The organism is Streptomyces sp. NPDC058665 (assembly GCF_042714995.1).
Classification (GTDB): Bacteria; Actinomycetota; Actinomycetes; order Streptomycetales; family Streptomycetaceae; genus Streptomyces.
The window spans coordinates 124,817-144,245 of the sequence record NZ_JBHXRX010000014.1 but is presented as its reverse complement, the minus strand read 5'-3'; the positions used below and the strand labels follow the sequence as shown (position 1 = coordinate 144,245).

Genomic DNA, 19,429 nt, shown 5'->3' with positions numbered 1-19,429 from the left:
TTTCCGGGTACCGGCCGAACTGGAATCCACGGCTGAACGCAAGTCAGTCGCGGATACGGGGTCGGAGGCTGGCGTTGCCCCGGCGAAGCCGGAAACGCGGGGTGGCGCGGCGTCTGAGGCGGAGGTCGACCGGGGGACTGCCGTCTTCCGGGTGCCGGAGGCCGAACGGGGCGCGTCTGCCCCGCCGAAGGCGAGGTCCGAGTCGGCGGCTGATGCCACGGCCGGCAAGCCGGATGCCGGCGGCGCGGAGCCGAAGGCCGGGGCCGGGCTGGGTGCTGGCGGTGCCGTGACGCCTCAGGCCGCGTCGGCCGACGCCGAGCCGGAGGCTGCAAAGCCGGGTGGTGCGGTGTCTGCCTCACCGAAGGTGACGTCCGAGTTGGCGGCTGATGCCGCGTCTGGCAAGCCGGAAGCCGGCGGTGCCGAGCCGAAGGCGGGGCCCGGCCCGGCCGCCGGGCCGGGGGTCGATGCCGGGGCCGTCAGGCCTGGAGCTGGCGGTGCCGTGACGCCTCGGGCTGCGTCCGCCGAGCCGAAGACCGAAGTCGGCTCGGCAGATGGGCCCCCGTCCGCTGGGCCGGCGTCCGATGCCAAGGCCGGAGTCGGCGGTGGTGCGACGCCGCAGACTGCGTCTGCCGAGCCGAAGGCCGGGGCCGACCCGGCCGCAAAGCCTGGAGCCGCGCCTACCGTGCCTGGGCCGACGCCCCACCCCACGGCCGCCAGGCCCGGGGCCGAGCCGGAAACCGGCGGGGGCCCGAAGCCCTACCCGACGGCCTCCAACGCCGAAACGAGCGGCGCCGTAAGGCCCGCAGCCGGGCGGGAAGGCAGTGGCGGCGCGCAGACCGCTGCCGCGTCTGCCGCATCGGCGCCTGCTCCTACGGGCGCCAGGCCCGGGGCCGAGCGGGAAACCGGCCTCGCGAAGGCCACCGCCGGGCCGGCGGGCGCCAGGCCCGACGGCCAGTCGGACGCCGGCGGCGCCGTAAAGCCCGCAGCCGCGTCTGCCAAGACCGACGCTCAGTCGGACCCCAGCAGCGCCGTAAAGCCCGCTGCCGGGCGGGAAGGTGGCCACGGCGCGAAGGCCGCCGCCGCGCCCGCCGGGCCGACGTCCGCCAAGCCCGACAGCCAGTCGGACGCCGGCGGTGCCGCAAAGCCCGCTGCCGCGCGGGAAGGCGGTGGCGGCGCGCAAACCGCTGCCGCGTCTGCCGCATCGACGCCTCCCCCTACGGGCGCCAGGCCTGGTGCCGAGCCGGAAACCGGAGGTGCGAAGGCCGCCGCCGGGGCCGCCAGGCCCGGCGCTCAGCCGGACACCAGCAGCGCCGCAAAGCCCGCAGCCGGGCGAGAAGGTGGCGACGGCGCCAAGGCCGCAGCCGCGCCCGACAGCCAGTCGGACGCAGGCGGCGGCTCGAAGCCCGCAGCTGCTCAGTCGGACACCGGCACCGCCGTAAAACCCGCCGCCGCCCAGCCGGGCGCCGGTACCGACCACGAGCCCGGCGTCGATCGGAAGACCGCCGTCTTCAGAGCCGTCAAGCGGCCCGAGGTCGATCAGCCCACCGCCATGCTCAAGCTTCCGCCGCAGGCGCCGGGTGAGCTTCCCTCCGAGCGCGGCAGCACATTCGTGCCCCTGCGGGGCGAAGACCAGCGGGCGCCAGGCGCGCAGGCCGTCGCCGAGGCCGAGCGGACGCGGCAGCAGCCCCTGCCGCCCCTGCCGCCGCTCGATCTGCTCGCCGAGCTCACCAACAAGCCCGCGCCGCCCGAGACCCCCGCCCGTACCGTCGTACGGCGGGTCAAGATCTGGACGCCGTTGCTGGTGCTCGTGCTGATCATCTTTGCGGTCGTACAGGCCGTGCGTCCGCTCCCCGCGCCCACGTTGAACCTGACCGCCAAGTCCACGTACACCTTCGAGGGTGACAAGCCCTCGCTCCCGTGGCCCGGCGAGGGGCAGGGCTACATGGCCGCGACCGGGCTCGGGACCGTCGGGTCGTTCGGGGAGCAGAAGGCCGTTCCCATCGGCAGTGTCGCCAAGGCGATGACCGCGTACGTCGTTCTCAAGGACAAGCCCCTGAAGCGGGGCGACGAGGGCCCGTCGATCGAGGTCGACGCCAAGGCCGAGGAGGACGGCGGGCTCGACGCACAGGGTGAGTCGACCCTCAACACCGTCAAGGAGGGCGACACCCTCACCCAGCACGACGCGCTCGCCGCCATCATGATCCCGTCCGCGAACAACATCGCGCGCCTGCTTGCCCGTTGGGACGCGAACGGCTCCGAGGAGGCGTTCGTCAAGAAGATGAACGACACCGCCGAGGAGCTCGGCATGAAGAACACCACGTACACCGACCCGTCAGGGCTGGACGCGACCACGGTGAGCTCCGCCGAGGACCAGGTGAAGCTCGGGCAGAAGCTCGTCGAGATCCCCGCCCTGATGGACATCACCAAGCTGCCCGAGTGGACGGACCCGTCGGGCAAGAGCTGGCGGAACTACAACACCCTCGTCCCGTACGACGGCGCCCTCGGCATCAAGACCGGCTCCACCACCAAGGCCGGCGGCAATCTCCTCTTCGCCGCGCACAAGATGGTCGGTGACACCGACCAGTTGATCGTCGGAGCCGTCCTCGGTCAGCACGAGGCGCCCATCATCGACACCGTCAACGCCGTGAGCAAGGACGTCATGCTCGCGACGCAGGACGAGCTGGAGGGCGCGACGATAGTGAAGAAGGGCGACGTCGTCGGCGAGGTCGACAACGGCATGGGCACGACGACCCCGGTCGTCGCCACCGAGGACGTGAAGGCCGTCGGCTGGTCCGGCCTCACCGTCAAGCTCGAACTGACCGACGGCGGCAAGACCCTGCCGCACTCGGCAGCCGCCGGAACCCACGTCGGCACGCTCACCGTGGGCGAGGGCAGAAGCCAGGTCGAGGTGGCCGTCGCCCTTCAGAGCGACGTTTCCGAGCCGACGTTCACCGACAAGCTGACGCGGGTGAGCTGACCCGGTCGGCCGATTCCGGCCACGACCGCACGGGAGGGCGCCGGTTCCGGCGCCCTCCCCCCGGCCTGACGCGTGCTAGCGTCCGAGAAAGGGCAGCCAGGCAACTCAGGACGCGGGGACGGCGTCCTTACACCTGGGGCGCGTTCGCGAAGTGGCGTCGTCCGCCCTCAGGGCGGGGCTCACGGCGTCTGGTGCGTGCGATCGCAAGGCGGAGGATCGCTCTTGTACTGGACGTACTTGAGCGACTCCGACAACGCGGCGAGCGTGCGTGCCAGACGCCGTGAGCCAGACGGGACTTCGCGGACACGCCCCAGGGCCGGACGAAACCCGGAGGGCCGGCACACCGGGCCGACGGTGAGACGGGGAGAGTCGCAGTGACCACCGCTGAGCCGACGCGCGCCGACGGCAACTCCACCACGCCCGAGGGGGCGGAGGGGGAGCGGACAGGGGCCTCGGGCCAGGCCGCACCGGACCCCGCACCCGCCAAAGACCTCCGCAGCCGCCTGCTCCGCCACCCCGTCCTGCTCACCGGTTCCGTCGCCGGAATCGTCCACCTGCTCTGGTTCTTCTTCCTCGCCAACAGCGGCGGCGACATCGCCGCGCAGGACGCCTGGGCCGAGTTCGTCGGCCGCCACCCGGACTCCGCGTACAACCTCGCCTGGTACGGCGGGATGCACCCCGTCTCGTACAGCGTCGTCTCGCCCTACCTGATGTCGCTGTTCGGCGTCCGTACGACGATGATGATCGTCGGCACGGTCTCGGCCGCCCTCACCTCGCTGATCCTCTACCGCGTCAAGGCCGTCCGGAATCCGCTCGCCTGCTCCTTCGCCGGCGTCTTCGCCTTTTTCTGCAACGCGCTCTCCGGCCGCGTGACGTTCGGTCTCGGCACGATGTTCGCGCTCGGCGCCGTCGCCGCCGTCTTCTGCTGGCCGCACCGCTGGCGCTACAAGCGCTGGGCCAAGGCCGTGGTCGCCGCGCCGCTCGCCGGTCTCGCCACGGCGGCGAGCCCGGTGGCCGGGCTCTTCCTCGGTGTGGTCGCCGCCGCGCTCTTCCTCAACAAGCGGCGTCCGGGGGCGTACGCGGTCGGCCTCGCCCCGGTCGCGGTCGTCGCGCTCTCCGCCTGGCTGTTCCCGTTCTCCGGCACCCAGCCGATGTCGCTGGGGACCGCGTCGCTGCCCTTCCTCTTCTCCGTCGTCGCCTTCTTCCTGGTCCCGCGCGACTGGCACACGGTCCGCACCGCAGCCGCCGTCTACGGCATCGGAACGCTCCTGACCTGGGCGATCGACTCGCAGATCGGCTCCAACGTGTCGCGGCTCGCGATGATCGTCGGCGGTGTGGTGCTGCTGGCCGCGCTGCCGTACACGGCGCCGCGCACACGCAAGTGGTACGCGCTCCTGCTCGCGTTCGCCGCGGTCAACTTCTGGGTCGGCTTCAAGGGCGTCGACGACATCATCCGTACCGCGCCCACCGCGTCCTGGGCCCGGGAACTGGCGCCGCTGGTGAACGAGTTGCAGGAGGTCGGCGCCGAGCGCGGCCGGGTGGAGGTCGTCCCGGCCAGCAGCCACCGCGAGGCCTCCGCGCTCGCGCCGTACGTCAACCTGGCCCGCGGCTGGAACCGCCAGGCCGACATGGAGCGCAACCCGCTCTTCTACGACGACAGCCTCACCGACGACACCTACCGTGCCTGGCTGGACCGCTGGGCCGTCCGTTACGTGGTGCTGCCCAAGGGCCGTCCCGACAACGGCGCGGACCAGGAGGCGGAGCTCGTACAGCGCGGTCTGCCCTATCTCAACCACCTGTGGGGCGACGCCAACTGGCAGCTCTACGAGGTCCAGGACCCGATGCCGCTGGCCGACCCGCCCGCGGACGTGCGGCGGGCGTCCCCCGACGAGCTGACGATAGAGGTGAAGTCCGCCGGGCGGGTGCTGATCCGTATCCCGTACTCGCGCTGGCTCGCCGTCGTGGACGAGAAGGGCGAGAGCCTGGACCGGCCGGAGGAGACGGCGGCGTCCAAGGCTGACGAGGACGGTCCGAAGAAGTACACCAACCCCAACGGCTGTCTGTTCCGGGCCGAGAAGAACACCGACGGCGACGAGTGGACGGAGCTGCTGGCCCCGCGCCCGGGGACGTATCGCATCGCGGCGCCGTACCAGCTCCGTCCGGGCACGCCCTGCCCGGAGGAGCTGCGCGACGAGCTCTGACGGCGCGACGAGGGCCGACAGCGCCCGCCCACGAGAACCGGGTCAGAGGCGCTTCGCGCTGCGCATCGTCTTCGCGTAGTAGCCGTTGCCGTCCAGGCGTGACGTGCCGCCCGTGTCGCCGATCGTCGGCCCGTTGACCTCCTCGCGGCTGGAGACGAACATCTGGTGCCCGTCGGTGTCCACACCCATGTAGATGCCGACATGGTCCAGCCGCTCCTTGGTCCGCGCGTCGAGCTTGAAGAAGACCAGGTCGCCCGGCTGGAGCACGCTGATCGACTTCGGCCGCTCGTACGGCGCGTTCCCCGTCAGCTTGATGATGTCCGTGCCGGTACCCGAGCGGGCCATGCCGTTCGCCGTACGCGGCAGTCCGTCACCGGTCTTGTCGTCGGCCATCAGCGGGAAGCGGCCCCGGTAGCCGAAGACCGTCCGGATGAAGCCCGAGCAGTCGATGGAGCGGTAGCGCATCTGCTCCGGCTGGATGGTGGTGCCGTCGCGGAAGGTGTACGGAATGCCCAGGTAGTCGTAGAAGTCCGACTCTTCCAGCCGGTAGTCGGCGCCCAGGCTGCCCTCGGGGTTGATCGGGCCGAAGTCCGCGTCACCCGCGTACGGGGTGCCCTCGCCGTCCTCCTTGACCGGGGCGCCCTGGACGTACTGGAAGGCGTACGCGAACAGGTCGTCCTCCTCGCTGCCGTAGAACTCCTCGAACCAGTCCTTGAACCACTGCTCCTTCTCGGCGTCCTTCTTCCACGGCTCGGGCATCAGCCGCACCCAGTTCTCGGTCACCACCCGGGACTTGGTGCTCGTGGGCTCGGAGAACGTACGGCTCGGCCCGGTCAGCGTCGCGGTGCGCGCCCCGTCGGTGAAGGTGGCGAGCACGGCTCCCTTGCCGGAGCGCAGCACCGAGCGCTCCGGGTTCTTCAGCCGCTCCCACTTCTGTTCGCCGTTGCGCGCGTCCCCGGCCGACGTCAGGTCCGGGGTGTCCGTGATCGCCTGGACGGCGGGGGCCTTCGCCTGCTCGTCCTTGCGCAGTTCGACGGTGAGGTACGCGCTGCCGGCGAGCAGCGCGATGACGGTGGCGGCGTGCAGGAAACGGCGGGTACCGCGTTTGTTGGCCTTGGCACTCATGAGAGGTCAGCTCCGGAGGGTCCAGGTATCTCGGGCACGTGGGCGGTCCTGGGGGGTGTCATTCCAGGGCCGCTCATGTGGTGGGCAGGGCGCCGAGCAGGATGCCGGCGGTGAGGACGACGTACGCCATGAGCGTGACCGTGCCGGTCGCGAGGATGGTCGCGCCCTTGGGCTGGCGGACGAGCTGGTACGCGATGAGGCCCGGCACGATGAAGCCGAGCGTCTGGTTCGCGTACAGCAGGGGGAACTCCAGCGACAGCACGATCATCACGGTCGCCTGGAGGAGCACACCGATGAGGACGACGGCGGAAAAGAGCCGCTTTCCGTAGAGGATCACGAAGCGCTGGACGAGGAGCGTGGTCACGTACGTCAGCACGGTCACACCGACGACCATGGCGGCACGCTGGAGGTCCTCGACGAGGGTCAGCGCGAGCCAGCCCGGCGTGATCATGCCGCCGGGGGAGAGATTGGTCGTCAGGTAGCAGATCAGGGAGAACATCAGGCCCAGGCCGATGCCTATGGCGGCGATCTCGGGCGTGAGGACTGCGGGGATCAACGGGGTTCTCCAGGATTCTGCGGGGTCTGCGGCGGCTGCGGACCGTGGCCGTACGGGGGCTGCTGGGGCTGCCGACCGGGGTCGGGCTCACGGTCGTCCGCCGCGTCGGCCGGCAGCCGTACCGGCTCGAAGGGGCCGCGGGGACGGGCCGGCCGCTGGTAGCGCTGTTCGTAGGCCTCGGGGTAGGGCTGGAACGGGTCGATGTGGGGTGAGTAGCGGGGGAGCGCCAACGTGTCCTCGTGGCGCGGGTGCTGAGCTCCCGCGGCGGGTGCGGGAGCTGGTGCGGCGGGTGCGGGCGGCTGCTGACCGGTCAGGCGGGCCACCAGCTCGGTGGCAGGCTCGGCCGACCGCGGGGGGGCCTGCGTGGGTACGACCACCGGCAGCGCGGCCGTCGCGGCGGGGTCACCGGCCGGGTCCGCCGCCGAAGCCACCGACGCCGATGAAGGTACGGGGGCGGGGGCGGGCGCGGACGCTGCCGCAGGGACGGCGCCCTGCCCCGGAACCGGGTCCGGGTCCGGCGTCTCGTCCGCCGGCAGCTCCGCCAGGTGCTCAAGCAGCAGCTCGCCCTGCCCGTGGATGTTGCCGATCGCGACCAGCGACGAGTCCGGCCCGAGCCGCTCCAGCAGCTCCCGCATGAACTCCTCCGGGTCGCGCTTGTCACCGCCCAGGTCCACTGCGCGCGAGCGCCACTCCGCCGGGATCGCGTCGATCGCGCTCTTCGCCGGGTGCCCGATCACGAACACCTGGTCCGGCTGGAGGTCGGGGACGATCTCGCCCATCTGGCCGTTGCGCTCGACGCGGTCGGGGCGGCAGTTGATGACGACGTTCAGCGGGCGGGCGATCGCGCCCAGGTCGAGGAGCTGGTTGATGTTCATCAGCGTCGACTCGGGGTCGTTCGCCGCGAAGACGTTCGCGAACCGCAGCCGCTTCCCGTCCGGCGTGAGATACCGCTCGACCGACAGGACACCCGGGTCCGGCGGGGCGTCGTACATGCCCTGGAGCGCCGTCTCGCGCTCCACGCCCATCAGTTCGGCGACCTTGAGCGCGATCGACACGTTCTCCTTGAACGTGAACCAGCTGAAACCGCGCAGCTCCTCGTCGCTGACCGTCTCCGGATCCGCGTAGATCAGTTGGCAGTTCCGCGCGTCCGCCTCCTCCTTGAGGATGTCGAAGCGCTCCTTCTCCGCCGTCACACAGATGCCGTCCTCCGGCATCGAGCGCGACAGCGAGCGCGCCACGTCGTCCAGCGTCGGGCCCATTTCGGCGAGATGGTCCTCACGGACGTTGCACAGCACGCCGATCGTGGAGCGGATCAGCTTGGACTGGTTGATCTCCTGGAGAGCAGGCATGACGGCCATGCACTCGATGACCAGCGCGTCCGGGTTGTACGCCGCGGCGCGCCGTACGATCCCGATCTGCTCCACCACGTTCGCGATGCCGAACTTCCGGTAGACCGGCTCCTCGGTCGCGTCCGGGTGGATGAACCGGGCCGCGGTGCCGGTGGTCTTGGCGACCGTGATCAGGTCGCCGCCGCGCAGCGCGCCCGCGCAGAGGCGGGTGATGGAGGACTTGCCGCGGATGCCGTTGACCAGCACCCGGGCGGGGATGCGGTTGAGGTTGGTGAAGTGGCGGCGCTGCTCCACGACGCCGGCGACCAGCAGGATCGCGCCGCACACCAGCAGCACGGTGTAAAGGAAGAGCACGGTCGGTCAGTTCCTTCCGGCGGGTGCCTGCGCGGGGGCCGCGGCGGGGGCCGTCGCCCCCGCGCTGTCCCGCTTGCGTTGTTCGAGCACCTGCTGGCGCAGCAGTTCCAGGGAGCGGGCGATGGCGCCGACCTCGTCGTGGTGGCGCGGGTAGAGCACGGTGCGGCGGTCGCCGCCCGCGAGCGATTCGGCCTGCTTGGCCACCTCGCGCAGCGGCCGTACGACGATGATGTGCAGCCAGCCCAGACACGCGGCGGCGGCGGTGATGCCGAGGAGGCCAGCGAGCACGGTGCGGTTCTGAAGGCTGTACTCGGGGATCGCGAGGCCCGCGGCCGGCTGCCAGCTCACCACGCTCCAGTTGAGCGAACTGGCGGCGCCGCCGCCGACGAACGGGGCCGCGCCGGCCACCTGTACGCCGCCGCCGTCGCGGTAGACGACGGCGCCCGCGCGGGCGCTGACGCCGGTCTTCTGGCTGGTGCCCGCGACGAGTTCCGTCAGGCGTGCCGACGGCAGGTCCTCGAAGGCGAGATAGCCCGAATTGCCGCCCAGGACGCGCCTTTCGGCGTCGACGACACGGATCTCGCCGAGGCCGGGCCGCTTGAGGAGCGAGTTGATGAAGTCGATGCGGAACTCGCCGATGACCGAACTGCCGTCACGGCCGGGCAGTTCGGCGTAGCTCGCGATGACCGGTTCGGTGCCGGAGTCGTTGAGGACGGTGATCGGGTCGGCGAACGGCCTGCCGTCGGCGGCGGCGTCCTTCGCCCCGTCCTTGCTTCCTTCCCCGTCCCCGTTCTTGCCCGCGCCCTCGCTCCCGCTCTCGTCCTTCGGGTTGTCGGGCAGCCGGGGGGACTCGCCGGACCGCGCCACGATGGTGCCGTCGGCGTCGCGTACGTACAGCGAGCGGTAGCGCGAGTGGTCGGTACGCGTGCGCTCCAGGACCTTCGTCATGTCCTCGGGCGAGGTGCGCTCGCCGAGCAGACCGGCGACGGACAGCAGGTCGGCGTGGCCCTCGTTGAGCGAACGGCGGACGCGGTCGGAGAGGGTGTCGGTGCGCTCGCGCTGGTCGTTGGTGATCTGTTCCGGTACGACGGCGGTGGCGTCGGCCCGGTTGAGCAGGAGCAGCATCGGGGCGGACCAGACGAGCAGCAGGATGCCGCAGACCGCGAGCAGGGCGCGGGCGCCGAACCGACCCCGGCGCGGCCGTGCGGCGGAGCCGCCGGACGTACCGTCCGCGGCCCCGTCCGCCTCGGAGCGCTCCCCGAGCAGCTGGCGGCGCAGCCGCTCCAGCGCGTCGCCGATCCGGGCGGCTTCGCCGAAGCGGGGCGCGAGGACAGGACGGGTCAGATCGCCGCGGGTCAGGCGCCGGCTCTCCAGGAAGAGCCGCAGCAGCGGCCGTTGGACCGTACCGAGCAGGACGCCCACGGCGAGCGCGCCGATCAGCAGCAGTGCGCCGGCGGCGAGCAGCCCGAACAGCGGGTCGGTCACCCGGGTCGGGTCCTCGGCGACGTCCACCATGGCGACGACCGTCAGTCCGAGCGAGGTGGCGACCGTGCCCTTGCCGGGCTCCGGGCCGGTGAGGGCCGCGTAACCGGCGATGGCGCGGTCGCCCTCGAAGAGGTCGCCGCGCAGGCTGCCGCTGACTCCCGTGTAGCCGCCCTGGCCGGGCTCGTTGGCCTTGAGGGGGTGCTCCTTGGCGCGCTTGGCCGCGACCTTGGCGAACGCCTTGAGCTGCTTCTCGGAGCGTGCGACGCCGGTGCGCTCGTCCTCGGTGAGGACCTGCTCGCTCTCCGGGATGCCGTCGCTGCTGAGGATGCGCCCGGTGCTGTCGATGACCGCGATGGAGCGGAACTTGCCGAGGCTGATGCCGGGGAAGCGCAGGCTGCTGGAGGCGATGAGCAGTTGCTGGTGCTGTCCCTTCCAGGACAGCACCTGGAGGGAGAGCAGCCGGGTCTCGCCGTTGGCGAGGCGCACCATACGGGGGCTGAGCCCGTCCTCCTCGGAGAGCTTGGAGGTGTCGATCGCGGCCACGGGCACGTTCTCGCCGCGGGCCGCGAGCATCCGGCCGGAGGATATCTCCACGACGGCGGTGCCGACCCACTTCTGGTAGACGCTGCCGATCTTGTCGACCACGGCGTCCGGCTGGGCGGGGTCACCCGCGTTGAACAGTCCGGCGGTTCTGGCCAGGTCCGCCGCGCTCTCGTCGATGGAGGCGCGCATCGCGACGGCGCCGTCCTCGGCGAAGTGCGCCTGTGAGGTCATGACGGCCTTCGGGACGGAGTCCTCGCTCGCGCGGCCGAAGCCGAGGGCCGTGATTCCCGCGAGGGAGAGCAGGAGCGCGGACAGGACCGCGATGGGCGGGCGAATGCCGCCCAATAGGGACATGTCGGCCCGTCTGCGGACCTTGTGCCGTCGCTTCGCGGGCGAAGCGGCCATGAGCGTTCCCTTTCGGATGTTCGTGATCGGCGGGTGCTGTGCGTGCGTGCGGGCGCGCGGGGATCCACCCGACAGGACCTAGCCGCAAGAGTCCGACTCGCAAGCCTTGGGGATGGTTGCACAAAGAGTGACCGGTGTGACTTACGCGACGTTTGGACCGGGGGATTCCGCCCACGCGCGCGTGGGCGTGCTCCAGCGGTTCGGATGCTGGGCCCTGAGCGTGTCCGAGGGCTTACGTACCGAGGGGCACCCGCTCAATTCTCGATGGCGGACAGGGCCTGCCCGGCGGTGTTGTCGGCACCCCCGGCTCAGTCCGGCAGCTCGTTCAACGGCCGCAGACCGTCCTTCGCCGCGCCCCTGTTGAGCATCGTGCCCCGGGTGCGTTCGAAAGCGAGCCGGTACTGGGCCCGTTGCTCGGCCGACAGACCCTTGTCGTCGCGCAGCGCCCCCGCGATGTCCAGCAGCCGGTGGTCCTTCGCCGCGCCCTTCACGGGGTCGGGGGACTGCTCGACTACCACGCCGTCCGTGCCCGCGTCCGCCTCGCCCTCCTCCTCCGGCGGGATCGTGACGAAGGTCGGCGCGTACCGCGCCTGCACGTCCCACCCGCCGCCGGACTTCTTGCGGAACTCGAACCAGCCGATCGCGCCTTCCTCGGTCAGCCCGGACGGTACGTCGTGCCGTGCGAGCTGGTTCCCGAGGCCGTACGCGATCCACGTACCGTCCACCTTCTCCATCGGCTGCACCACATGCGCGTGGTGGCCGACGATCAGGTCGATCCCGGTCTCCTTCGCGATCCGCCGGCCCAGTTCGAGCTGCGTGGAATGGGGGTCGGGGTGGTGCTCCCGCCCCCAGTGGATGCTCAGGATCACCACATCGGCGCCCGCCTCGCGCGCGGCCTTCTCGGCGGCGGCGATCGTGTCGAGCGAGTTCTTGTTGCTGAGCCAGGGCTTGTCCGCCGGTACCTCACGGCCGTTGAACCCGAGGGCGGACGAAATCTGCGCCACACGCACGCCCTTGACGTCCATGATCAGCGGCTTGGCCGCCTCGGCCGCGCTGCGCGCGGAACCGGTGTGCTTCAGCCCGGCCGCGTCCAGCGCGTCCAGGGTGCGTTTCACACCGGCGGGGCCGTCGTCCAGCGTGTGGTTGGAGGCGGTCGAGCAGGTGTCGTATCCGGTGTCCTTGATCGCCTCGGTGATCTGCGGCGGCACGAGGAAGTCGGGGAAGCCGCGGAAGGGGCCCTTCGGTCCCGCGACCACCGGCTCGAAGTGGCAGATGGCCAGATCGGCTTTGCTGATGACGGGCTTCACCCCGGCCATGATCTTGTGGAAGTCGGGGTCGGGAACGTCCGCGCCGACTTTCTCGCCGACCGGCTCGGGGACTTCGGTGACACCGGCGTCCCGGTACGCCTGTTGCGTCAGCTGCGGGTGGATCAGGATGTCGCCGGCCGCGGCGACGGTGAACGCGGGGTCGCCCTTCGGCTCCGCGGCGTCGCTTTCGCCGCCGACGAGGGAGCAGCCGGCCGCCGTCGTCGCGAGGAGCGCGAACGCCAGCGCGACGGTACTCCTGGGCAGGCGGTCGCGTATGACGGACATGTTTCTTTGTGGTGTCACGCTGATATTTTCACTCGACAATGAGCCCTGTTCCGACCAAAAAGATAACGGTAGCGACAAACCTGCCGCGTACCGCCGTACTTCTGGCGCTCCTGGTGGCAGCGGTCGCGGTGGTCGTCCCGGCTCTCGACAGCGCCCTCACCGACACCCCGTCCCCCGGCCCCGGCCCCGCCGAAGGCCCGTCGTCAGGACTGGAGCGCAGGCTCTCCGCGTACGCCACGGAGGTCGTCGCGGACTCCCGCTTCCGGCCCCCGGACCGCGCCGAACGCGAGGCTCTCGCCGAGGGCGTGGCGCTGTACGTGGACGGTGAGCACGCGAAGGCCGAGCGCAGGCTGGCCGACGCGGACTTCGGCGTACGGATCGTGCGGGACACCCCGCGCGACGGGGACGGCCCCGGCCGCCGGTACGCGGAGATCGCCGACCGGGGCGACGAGTCGCGGCGCGGCTGGGGACGGGTCTACGTCGACCTGGACACCGCGCCGCGCTACAGCGTGCAGGTCCCGCACCCGGTCGCCGACGCGTACACCGACCGCCTCGGCGCGGGCGTACTGCGCGGCGCCCCCGGCGGCATCCTGGTCATCGCGGGCGCCCACCGCAGGGCGGGCGAGGGCGACGCGGCGGATGTCGCCCACCGCCGGGACACGGTCTTCCACGCGATCACCGCCGAACTCGTGGACCGGTCCATCCCCGGCATCCAGGTCCACGGCTACGCCGACAGCACCCTCCCCGGCCGCGATCTCGTCATCTCCACGGGCGCGGGCGACCACGCGCGCCCCCAGGCCCGCACGCTCGCTGGCGCGTTGGACGACTCCGGGTTCCGCGTCTGCCGGGCCTGGGAGGAGAAGTGCCCGCTCGAAGGCCGTAACAACAAACAGGGCAGAGTCGCCGCCGACGAGGGGGTGCCCTTCCTGCACGTCGAGGTGAACCGGACGGTACGGGGCGACGCGGCGCACACGGACAGCGCGGTCGCGGCGATGGCGGCGGCGGTACGGGAGTGGGGCGGCGGAAATTGACCTGCGCCGCCGTGCCCATCCGTACCCGAGTTCTGCGTGGAACGCAGCAGGGGCGAACGTGCGGCGGGCGTGGGGGTGGACGGGGCGGGGGCGGCGTAGGCGGGTCGGCCCGTTCACGGTGGCAAGTTCAGGCAAGTTCCTGGCCCCTGGAGCGGACGCACGGCAACATCAGCCGTACAGAAAGTCACCGGTGGTGGAGGTGGGCAGCATGGCCCTGCGTAAACTCGGCAAGGATCCCGAGAGCCCCAACGGCGGCTCTCCCACGGTGTATCTGGACGACACCACGGACAGCTACCTCGTCCAGGGCTTGAGGGTTCTGGAGATGCGCGACGGCTACATGAAGTCGGACCCTGCCTTCATCGACTGGCGCGCCGGGCAGCGTATCGACGCGGCCGAGCGCTGGCCGGACTGGTATGAGCTGGTGCGCAAAGCAACTGCTCGCGGGGTGGATGTACGCCGGGCCCGTATCGTTTCGGAGCCCGTCAGCGAATACATCCGCTTCGAGCACGAGGTGACGCAAGAACTGAACATCGCGGCCGGAGAGAAGGTCCGTTGGCTCTCCCGTCGTCACGTGACAGGCATCGCTCTTCCCGGCAATGACTTCTGGCTGTTCGATGAGAGTCTCGTCCTCATCAACCACTTCGACGGGGACGGCGACTCCCTGGAGCACGATGTGACGACCGACCCCGAGGTGGCGAAGCTCTGCGCCTCAGCTTTCGAGACCGTGTGGGAACTCGGAACGGAGCACGAGGAATACCGGCCGAGCTGACCCCGTCCCAACCGCACGGACAACTCAGATCATGCGATCCTCACGGAACCCGCCACCACCGCCATCCTCGTCAAGCGTCCAGGAGGCCACAAAGGCTCTGGGGCTGCGTCTTCGCGAGATCAGGAAGAACGCCGGGCTCACCGCTCGCGCGTTGGCCGGGCAAGCCGGCTGGCATGAATCGAAGTGCTCCCGCTTCGAGAGCGGGGGCCGACGCCCTTCAGAGGCGGACCTGCGTGCGTGGGCACTTCACTGCGGAGTTCCGCAGCTCGCCGAAGAATTGGTGACCACCGCGCGCGGTATCGAGGGGATGTATGTCGAGTGGCGTCGAATGGAGCAGACCGGGCTCAAACGCGCCCAGGAATCCGTACTTCCCCTCTGGGAACGGACTCGGCGGTTTCGCATCTACTCGTCCTGGCTCATCCCGGGCCCCGTGCAGACCGCGCCGTACATCGAGGCGCTGTTGAAGTCCATCCGCGATCGGCGGGGGCTTGTCGACGATGTGGAGGATGCCGTCCGGGTACGCGTGGACAAGCAGCGTGTTCTTCATGAGGGCGATCATCGCTTCGCCCTGCTTCTGGAGGAGAGTGTCCTGCGCCACCGCATCGGCGGCCCGGAGGTCATGGCGGGCCAGCTGAGACACCTTCTCGTGGCTGCGTCCCTTCCTTCGGTGAGTCTCGGCATCATCCCCGTGACCGCTGATCGCACCAGCCTCTGGCCGGTTGAGGGATTCTTCCTCTTCGATGAGGCAGAGGTGAATGTCGAGCTGGTCTCCGCGCATCTCAGCGTCAAGCATTCCCACGAGATCGGAATGTACGTTCAGATGTTCTCCGATCTGTCGGAACTCGCCGTTTACGGTTCAGCGGCAAGAGAATTGATCAGTGCGGCCGTTGAATCTCTCCGGTGATCGCAGGCAAGTTCCGGCAAGCTCATTGATGAACCCATTTCCCCGCCTTTAGCGTCGGACTCCGCCAATCTGTTGGAGGAGCACATGAGTACCGCCACCAAGAGCACAGTGGAACTGGTCGAGTTGGGCAAGTTCTTCACCATCACCGCACGTCGGCTCGACGTCGGCCACGCCGCACCGGAGATGTTCTCAACGGCGATCGACGCCGTGTGGCACCAGTTGGCCGACGCATCCCGGGCTCACGCGGCGTTCACCACCGAGCACGCTGGTCGAGAGCTGGCCCATGTCGAGACGGCAGGACGCGGGCCCATCGCCTGGGTGGCCGCGTACGAGGAGATGTACGGCCCCCTGCCGGAGATCTGGTTCACCCACGCCGACGGCACGATCAACGAGCGGTCCCTGGCCTTCTACCGCAAGACCGGCACGGTAGTGGCCGAGTGGGACTGCTCACCCACGCCCAGCGACGGCGACATGGCGCCGAAAGCGGCCACACGGTGATCACCGCACCGACCGACGGAGCGTCCCGGCCGACCGCCGGGGCGCTCCGCCTCGTTGAGCACCGGTCGGAGAATCCCGCGAGAGTGGACGTGTCCGGTTACGTCGAGGCGATGTACGGGCACTGCCCGTTCCTCGAAGCGTCCGTCGCTCGGGGTATGACGGGCTGGACGGTGTACGGATCGCGACGGGCGCCGAACGGTACTCGGTCGAGGCGGAGTTGTTCCACGCCGCCGTCCACGCCGCTGAGCGGGTACGTCCGTCGGCGAATCGGAATGGCGCACTCGGCTGCGAGAACATCGTCCTTCTGGCAGGTGCGTCGGACGCGGACCACCGGAAACTGATGGCATGGCCCCACTGGGCGCTGAAGCACCTTTACGGGCCCGTGGGGATCATGTTCGGCAAGTTCGCCCAAGGAGCCCACGAACGTGACAGGTCCGGCCGGAACATTCCACCGGCCCCGTTCTCGTTTCTCCCCGTGCGTGCCTCGATACGACGGCTCGACCCTGACTTCCTGAAGGACACCCCCGAGCTGTCGACAGCGCTGGCCATGGCCGACGACGACGGCCGCGACGTATTCGAGAAGATCCCCTGCGACTGGAAGACGGTACGAGAATGGGCGAGTTCGCTCCCTGCCCCGCGGAAGCGCTGAAGGCCGCCGAGACCGTCTGTGGCCGCCCTGTCGAGTTGACGGAGATCACCGACCGGCGCGGCTCCGCCGTGTGGAGGGCAACGGGTGCCGTCACCACCGTTGCTGTCAAGTACGGCTACGGAGAAGGCGAGGAGAACACCGCGCGGGAAGTCGCGGTCCTTGACCAGCTCTCCGGCTGCACCGTCACGGCAGGGCGAGCCGCCGGTGGCACCTGGTATGTCACGCCGTGGCTGGAAGGGCCATCAACCTGGAAGGTCTTCGCACCAGTTCGGGACGGCGGGGAGGGCCAGGGCCGTCAGGACGACCGTAATCCGGTCCTCGCGGAGGCTGTCCGGCTGTGCCGCGCCGTCGACGATCTCCACGCCGAGGGATGGGTACATGGGGACCTCCAGCCCTCCCACGGCATCCACACGGATACCGGCGTCAAACTCATCGACTTCGCGTGGTCGTGGCACGAAGGTACGGGTACGCCCCTCTGGCCGACCTTCCACGGCGGCATCACGCACCTGGTCGCACCGGAGTTGGCCGCGTGGATCACCGACGGGCCGCAACCCGTAGTGCCATCCGCGCGGTCCGACGTCTATGCCCTCGCCGGAGTGCTCTGGACCTGTGCGACCGGCAGGTGGCCGCTGGACTACACGGCGGCCGGCATCCGGCCGGACGTAGGACCGGCCAAGCGACGGGCGGCCATCGCCACCGGCAGGATCCCGCTGGATTCCGCCACCCCGTGGCCGGAGTTCCAGGACGTGCTGCGCCCCGTCCTGTTGTCCGGCCCTGAGGACCGGCTCACAGCGGCCGAACTCGGCGACGCACTGGCGTCACTGCCGTGATGGAGCTGCGGGAGCTTACATCGGACGATGCGCCGGAAGTCCAGAGAATCTACAGCGGCCGGTCGTTGCGATTCCTGGGCCGTGGCCCGATGGGTGCCGATGAGGCAGCGGCGTACGTCGCCGCGGCGACGGCCCGGCCCCGTCTCCGGTTCATCCTCGGCATCGACATCGAAGGCGACTTGGTCGGCGCCATCAAGCTGAACGTGACCAACACCGAGGGCCGAGTCAGCTACATCCTGCGCCACGACAGGTGGGGACGCGGCTTCGCCACCGGCGCCGTGACCGAACTGCTGGCGCTCGCCTTCGGCGCACTGTCCCTGTCCACCGTGCGCGCCAAGCACCAGGTGGAGAACGGAGCTTCCGGAAGAGTCCTGGTGAAAGCGGGCTTTACGCACACAGGAACGGCGGACGGCTTCTCGCAGTACGTCGCGAAGCGCACACAGCCTGGTGACCAGAGGCCTCTCAATGTTGCGGTTGGTTCACGGCGTTGTCCCGGCCGGGTCCTGGAGCCACCGTTGCCGGGGCGGCGGCGTTAACGTACCTGGTCGCAGGACCGCGCGCCTTTGCGTGAGCGGACTGCTCATGCTCATACGACTTCACGGGGGTACGGCGACATGTTCACGGGGTACGGCACAGCGGGCGCCAGGTCTTCCCGGCGGCGGATACTTCGGCTGGCCGGGGGCGGTCTCATGGTGACAGCCCTGGGGGCCGGGACGGCCGGCTGCCGCGAGGAAGTGACTGAGGACGAGGGCTCCGGGGGCGCCGGGGGCGCCGAGACGTCGGAGGGCGCCACCCCCCAGGACGGGCAGGCGCCCAAGCCGCTGTGGACGAAGCCGATTTCGGCCCAGACATACGGGGACAACGACGAACTCGTCGCCGTGGACGGCGTGGTGGTGGCGACCGGTGACCCGCTTGCCGCCCTCGACGGGGCGACCGGCAAGCCGAAGTGGTCGCTGGAGGGCGGCGCGATCCCCGGTGCACCGCTGCTGCTCGGCGACGGCACCCTGTATTTGGCCAGTGGCCAGTACGACGGCACTCTCGCCGGGTACGACCCCGCTTCAGGCAAGGAGACCTGGCGCAGCCACCTGGGCAAGGAGTACCGGCAGCCGAGGCCGATCGCGGTGGACGAGAAGCAGGTGTACGTCATCGCCGAGATCCTTGAGGCAGACGGCTCCTCCTACACCAACGTGATCGCCGCGTTGGACAGCGCCACCGGCAGGGTGGTGTGGAAGGAGCAGCGCGACGTCGGTACCGAGCAGAGCGGAGTTCACGCCGTCGTACAGGGACGCCACCTCGTCTACACGGACTTCAAGAAGAACCTCACCGTTCGCGACACGGCCACCGGCAAGCAGGTGTGGACGCAGAAGACGACGAAGACGAGCTTCAGTGTCTTCGCCGTCCACCAGGAGCTGGTGATCGTCCCGCAGGGGCAGAAGCTCCAGGCGTTCAACCTGTCCGACGGCGTTGAGAAGTGGTCCTTGCAGACCGAGAAGTTCGACTCGTTCAAGGAGCCGACCGTCCTGGAGGACGTACTCCTTGTCGCGGACAGTGGCAGGACGCTCTGGTCCATCGAGCCGCAGACCGGAAAGAAGATCTGGCAGTCCAAGGCCCTCGCGAAGGCGAACGCGCAGGTGCCCCGGCAGTTCGTCCAGGCGGGCGGCACGCTCTACGGAGCCACCGACCTCGACAAGCAGGGCGGCATCCACGCCTTCGACGCGAAGACCGGTGCCCTGCGCTGGACGTTCAACGACAAGTCCGGCGACTACCACGCGTGGATCGTGGCCACCGACGGCAAGCACGTCTTCGCCCTGCACGGCAAGCAGTTGCACGCGCTTCCCGTGTAGCGGGTACGGCTTCTGAGACATCTGTGGGCTGCCTCCGGGAGGGAGGCAGCCCACAGACGCGACCGGTGAACACCGGCCCGGCCGCGGCAGTTTCGGGCTGACCGTCAGCGAAGCCGGGGGAGTATGCCTGGCTCGACGATCCTGGCGGGTTCTGGATCCTCCGTTCCGCCGTCACTGGCTGATTACTCACCGCCCCAACCGTCTCTCACGGTGCCCGAACCGGTCCGGAGAGTGCCCGAGGCATGCCCGAATAGCCCGCAAACGTCTCTTGGCGCGTTTCATACCGTCGATCGTGATCGTTCGTGGGCCGCGCCGGG

At 70.1% G+C, this 19,429-nt stretch carries 15 protein-coding genes; 10 read left to right on the top strand and 5 right to left on the bottom strand.

Going from position 1 to position 19,429, the window contains the following annotated elements:
* Positions 1-682 precede the first annotated feature (682 nt).
* Both ACFWV8_RS12040 and ACFWV8_RS12035 read left to right on the top strand, forming a co-directional pair.
* On the top strand, positions 683-2,977 hold the full coding sequence (locus tag ACFWV8_RS12040) for a hypothetical protein (protein ID WP_384200121.1): 2,295 nt from the start codon (positions 683-685) through the stop codon (positions 2,975-2,977).
* Between the two features lie 374 nt (positions 2,978-3,351).
* Positions 3,352-5,178, top strand: a complete 1,827-nt coding sequence (locus tag ACFWV8_RS12035) for an MFS transporter (RefSeq protein WP_384200119.1) — start codon at positions 3,352-3,354, stop codon at positions 5,176-5,178.
* A gap of 42 nt (positions 5,179-5,220) precedes the next feature.
* On the opposite strand, the gene ACFWV8_RS12030 is transcribed toward ACFWV8_RS12035, so the two are convergent.
* The 5 genes from ACFWV8_RS12030 to ACFWV8_RS12010 all read right to left on the bottom strand — a co-directional run bounded on the left by ACFWV8_RS12030 (position 5,221) and on the right by ACFWV8_RS12010 (position 12,587).
* Positions 5,221-6,303: a C40 family peptidase gene (locus ACFWV8_RS12030; protein WP_384200117.1), complete on the bottom strand. Its 1,083-nt coding sequence runs from the start codon at positions 6,301-6,303 to the stop codon at positions 5,221-5,223.
* A 73-nt stretch (positions 6,304-6,376) separates the two neighbouring features.
* Positions 6,377-6,859 carry a poly-gamma-glutamate biosynthesis protein PgsC/CapC gene (locus ACFWV8_RS12025; RefSeq protein WP_329386365.1) on the bottom strand — a complete coding sequence of 161 codons (483 nt, stop codon included), beginning with the start codon at positions 6,857-6,859 and terminating at the stop codon, positions 6,377-6,379.
* A complete protein-coding gene (gene pgsB, locus ACFWV8_RS12020; RefSeq protein ID WP_384200115.1) occupies positions 6,856-8,562 on the bottom strand; it encodes a poly-gamma-glutamate synthase PgsB in 1,707 nt (568 codons plus the stop codon). The genes ACFWV8_RS12025 and pgsB overlap by 4 nt, the downstream gene beginning before the upstream one ends.
* 6 nt (positions 8,563-8,568) lie before the next feature.
* A complete protein-coding gene (locus ACFWV8_RS12015) occupies positions 8,569-10,995 on the bottom strand; it encodes a cache and HAMP domain-containing protein (RefSeq protein ID WP_384200113.1) in 2,427 nt (808 codons plus the stop codon).
* A 308-nt stretch (positions 10,996-11,303) separates the two neighbouring features.
* Entirely contained in the window at positions 11,304-12,587 is a 1,284-nt protein-coding gene (locus ACFWV8_RS12010; RefSeq protein WP_384200146.1) for a CapA family protein, read from the bottom strand.
* Positions 12,588-12,625: 38 nt separating this feature from the next.
* Between ACFWV8_RS12010 and ACFWV8_RS12005 the strand changes: the two genes are divergently transcribed.
* The 8 genes from ACFWV8_RS12005 (at position 12,626) to ACFWV8_RS11970 (ending at position 19,112) form a co-directional block, all read left to right on the top strand.
* Positions 12,626-13,618 (top strand): hypothetical protein, encoded by a 993-nt coding sequence (locus tag ACFWV8_RS12005; RefSeq protein ID WP_384200111.1) that lies wholly within the window; start codon positions 12,626-12,628, stop codon positions 13,616-13,618.
* A 322-nt stretch (positions 13,619-13,940) separates the two neighbouring features.
* Positions 13,941-14,387 carry a DUF6879 family protein gene (locus ACFWV8_RS12000; protein ID WP_384200144.1) on the top strand — a complete coding sequence of 149 codons (447 nt, stop codon included), beginning with the start codon at positions 13,941-13,943 and terminating at the stop codon, positions 14,385-14,387.
* Between the two features lie 31 nt (positions 14,388-14,418).
* Positions 14,419-15,291 (top strand): helix-turn-helix domain-containing protein, encoded by an 873-nt coding sequence (locus ACFWV8_RS11995; protein WP_384200109.1) that lies wholly within the window; start codon positions 14,419-14,421, stop codon positions 15,289-15,291.
* 84 nt (positions 15,292-15,375) lie between these two features.
* The gene (locus tag ACFWV8_RS11990; RefSeq protein WP_384200107.1) at positions 15,376-15,789 is read left to right on the top strand and encodes a hypothetical protein; all 414 of its coding nucleotides are present in this window, start codon (positions 15,376-15,378) and stop codon (positions 15,787-15,789) included.
* Positions 15,790-16,264: 475 nt separating this feature from the next.
* Complete coding sequence (locus ACFWV8_RS11985; protein WP_384200105.1) at positions 16,265-16,438, top strand: hypothetical protein; 174 nt, start codon at positions 16,265-16,267, stop codon at positions 16,436-16,438.
* Positions 16,402-17,268 carry a hypothetical protein gene (locus ACFWV8_RS11980; protein ID WP_384200103.1) on the top strand — a complete coding sequence of 289 codons (867 nt, stop codon included), beginning with the start codon at positions 16,402-16,404 and terminating at the stop codon, positions 17,266-17,268. The genes ACFWV8_RS11985 and ACFWV8_RS11980 overlap by 37 nt, the downstream gene beginning before the upstream one ends.
* Positions 17,268-17,804 carry a GNAT family N-acetyltransferase gene (locus ACFWV8_RS11975; RefSeq protein WP_384200101.1) on the top strand — a complete coding sequence of 179 codons (537 nt, stop codon included), beginning with the start codon at positions 17,268-17,270 and terminating at the stop codon, positions 17,802-17,804. The genes ACFWV8_RS11980 and ACFWV8_RS11975 overlap by 1 nt, the downstream gene beginning before the upstream one ends.
* Before the next feature lie 78 nt (positions 17,805-17,882).
* Positions 17,883-19,112: a PQQ-binding-like beta-propeller repeat protein gene (locus tag ACFWV8_RS11970; RefSeq protein ID WP_384200099.1), complete on the top strand. Its 1,230-nt coding sequence runs from the start codon at positions 17,883-17,885 to the stop codon at positions 19,110-19,112.
* Positions 19,113-19,429 lie beyond the last annotated feature (317 nt).

What these genes read in the sequence shown, in the direction of transcription:
- ACFWV8_RS12030 (WP_384200117.1), bottom strand. Translation starts at nt 6,303, where the DNA reads ATGAGTGCCAAGGCCAACAAACGCGGTACCCGCCGTTTCCTGCACGCC.
- ACFWV8_RS12015 (WP_384200113.1), bottom strand. Translation starts at nt 10,995, where the DNA reads ATGGCCGCTTCGCCCGCGAAGCGACGGCACAAGGTCCGCAGACGGGCC.
- ACFWV8_RS12010 (WP_384200146.1), bottom strand. Translation starts at nt 12,587, where the DNA reads ATGTCCGTCATACGCGACCGCCTGCCCAGGAGTACCGTCGCGCTGGCG.
- ACFWV8_RS12005 (WP_384200111.1), top strand. Translation starts at nt 12,626, where the DNA reads ATGAGCCCTGTTCCGACCAAAAAGATAACGGTAGCGACAAACCTGCCG.
- ACFWV8_RS12000 (WP_384200144.1), top strand. Translation starts at nt 13,941, where the DNA reads ATGCGCGACGGCTACATGAAGTCGGACCCTGCCTTCATCGACTGGCGC.
- ACFWV8_RS11995 (WP_384200109.1), top strand. Translation starts at nt 14,419, where the DNA reads ATGCGATCCTCACGGAACCCGCCACCACCGCCATCCTCGTCAAGCGTC.
- ACFWV8_RS11990 (WP_384200107.1), top strand. Translation starts at nt 15,376, where the DNA reads ATGAGTACCGCCACCAAGAGCACAGTGGAACTGGTCGAGTTGGGCAAG.
- ACFWV8_RS11980 (WP_384200103.1), top strand. Translation starts at nt 16,402, where the DNA reads ATGGGCGAGTTCGCTCCCTGCCCCGCGGAAGCGCTGAAGGCCGCCGAG.
- ACFWV8_RS11975 (WP_384200101.1), top strand. Translation starts at nt 17,268, where the DNA reads ATGGAGCTGCGGGAGCTTACATCGGACGATGCGCCGGAAGTCCAGAGA.
- ACFWV8_RS11970 (WP_384200099.1), top strand. Translation starts at nt 17,883, where the DNA reads ATGTTCACGGGGTACGGCACAGCGGGCGCCAGGTCTTCCCGGCGGCGG.